1 protein-coding gene is annotated in these 1983 nt (G+C 57.6%); it reads right to left on the reverse strand.

Translation table 11 applies throughout. The features are described from left to right. Positions 1 to 217 precede the first annotated feature (217 nt). Positions 218 to 1983: arginine--tRNA ligase (gene argS, locus NW820_RS12055; RefSeq protein ID WP_414407609.1), on the reverse strand; the 1766-nt coding region annotated here is incomplete at its 5' end.

Raw genomic sequence — 1983 nt, forward strand, 5'->3', positions numbered from 1 at the left:
GATAGCAGTCGTGGTTTTTATTACCATCTATTTCAACTGATCGCGCTAGCGGGCCAGAGGCCTTAGCAGGAAGCAACCGGTCGTTTGTTTCACCTTGACGGTGAGATAAATGACTATGCGTTGTGGAACGGTTTATTGCAATTGACCTACTCGCGACCGCTATAGCTGGCTTCCGCCCAGAGCGTGAGCTGGGGGCCTTACGGCACTCCTTCGTAAATCACATAGACTCCGGCGCGCTCAGGCCGAGAATGCCGGTGAGGACGTTAAACAAAACCTGCTGCGTGGCCTGCACCAATTGGATGCGGGCTTGGGCCAAAAGGGGATCCTCTTTCAAGAGCGGCAAAATACGGCAGTTGTCGTAAAACTTGTTGAAATCGGCGGCGATGGCTTCTGCATAGCGGATGATCTTGTGGGGAGCGCGCTCTTCGGCAGCGGCGATCAGCTCATCCGGCAAGGCCAACAAGCGCAGCAGCAGGGCCCGCTCTTCTGGCTCTTTGTAGGGCAGTTTTTGTTGCTCCGTCAAAGGGACTTTGTTGGTCAGTTCAACCTTTTCTTCTTCCTGTAGCCGCCGCAGCAGAGTGCAACAGCGGGCATGGCTGTAGTGAACATACACGACCGGGTTATCGAAAGTTTGCTTGACGGCCAAATCCAAATCGAAGTTGATGGGGCTGTCCATGCTGCTGCTAAGCAAAAACCAGCGGGCTGCATCGACCCCCACGCCAATTTCTGGATCTTCGATCAGGTCATTGAGTGAGACAAAGTTGCCGGTGCGCTTGGACATGCGCACTTCGGTTTTCTCACCGGTTTGCGGGTCGGTTTTGAACAATTTGACAAATTGTCCAATCAAGATTTCCAGCTTGACATCTGGGCTGAAGGCACCCACCGCCGCCTTTAAGCGGCCGATATAGCCATGGTGATCCGAGCCAAGAATGTTGATCAGCCGGTGATATCCCCGCTGCACTTTATCCCGGTGGTAGGCAATATCGGCGGCTAGATAAGTGAACGAACCATCGGCCTTTTGCACCACCCGATCCTTGTCGTCGCCAAATTCTTGGGTTTTGAAATAGACGGCCTCTTCGGCCCCTGGCTTGGGATCCTCACCCCGCGGCGCTTTGGCTTTGTAGAGAAAGCCGCGCTCTTGCAGCTCCTGCAAAGCTTGCTGGATGGCGCTCAGGCCTGTCTGGGGATCGGGGGTGTGCAGGCGGCGCTCGCTAAACCAGTGATCAAACTCGGTGCGTAGTTGTTGCAGGGTCTGCTTTTGCCAGGCCAGCATTTCCCCATAGGCAAAATCGGTGTACTCCTCTAGGGTGGTGGGCAGAGGGCGGATCCCGGCCTTGACCTGACCCAACAGCCGCCGGGCAATATCGACCAAGTAACTGCCATGGTAGGCATCTTCGGGCAGAGCCACCTCTTCCCCCTGCAGTTGCCGCACCCGCACCTCCAGAGACTGGCCCAAGAGCCGCATCTGGTTGCCGGCATCGTTGATGTAAAACTCCCGCTCCACCTGGTGGCCCGTCCAGTGCAGCAAGTTGGCCAACGTAGAGCCAACGGCAGCCCAGCGCCCATGGCCGACGTGCAAAGGCCCCGTCGGGTTGGCGGAGACAAACTCCAGCAGAATGCGCTCAGGATGGGGAATGGCTGTTTTGCCGAAGTTTTCTCCCAGATGCAGCAGCTCCTGCAAGCGCTCGGCCAAAAAGGGATCCCCCAGCCGGAAGTTGAGATACCCTCCTCCCGCCACCTGAGTTTCGATGTCCGGCAGATCCAAGTGTTTTTGCAGGGTTTGGGCGATCTGGGCCGGTGCTAGGCGGCAGAGCTTGGCCATGCCCAGGGGGGTGGGACAGGCGTAATCGCCGTAGCGAGGGTCGCTGGGGATCTGGATCACGGGGGCAATCGCTGTGGCTTGCTGGGGGGCCAGGGATCCCAGTTGCCCCGCCTCTGAGGCCCGTCGAATGCTCTCGGCTACGGCGGCGGTGAGAAACCGAA

The organism is Synechococcus sp. R55.7, assembly GCF_047461955.1.
Lineage (GTDB): Bacteria > Cyanobacteriota > Cyanobacteriia > Thermostichales > Thermostichaceae > Thermostichus.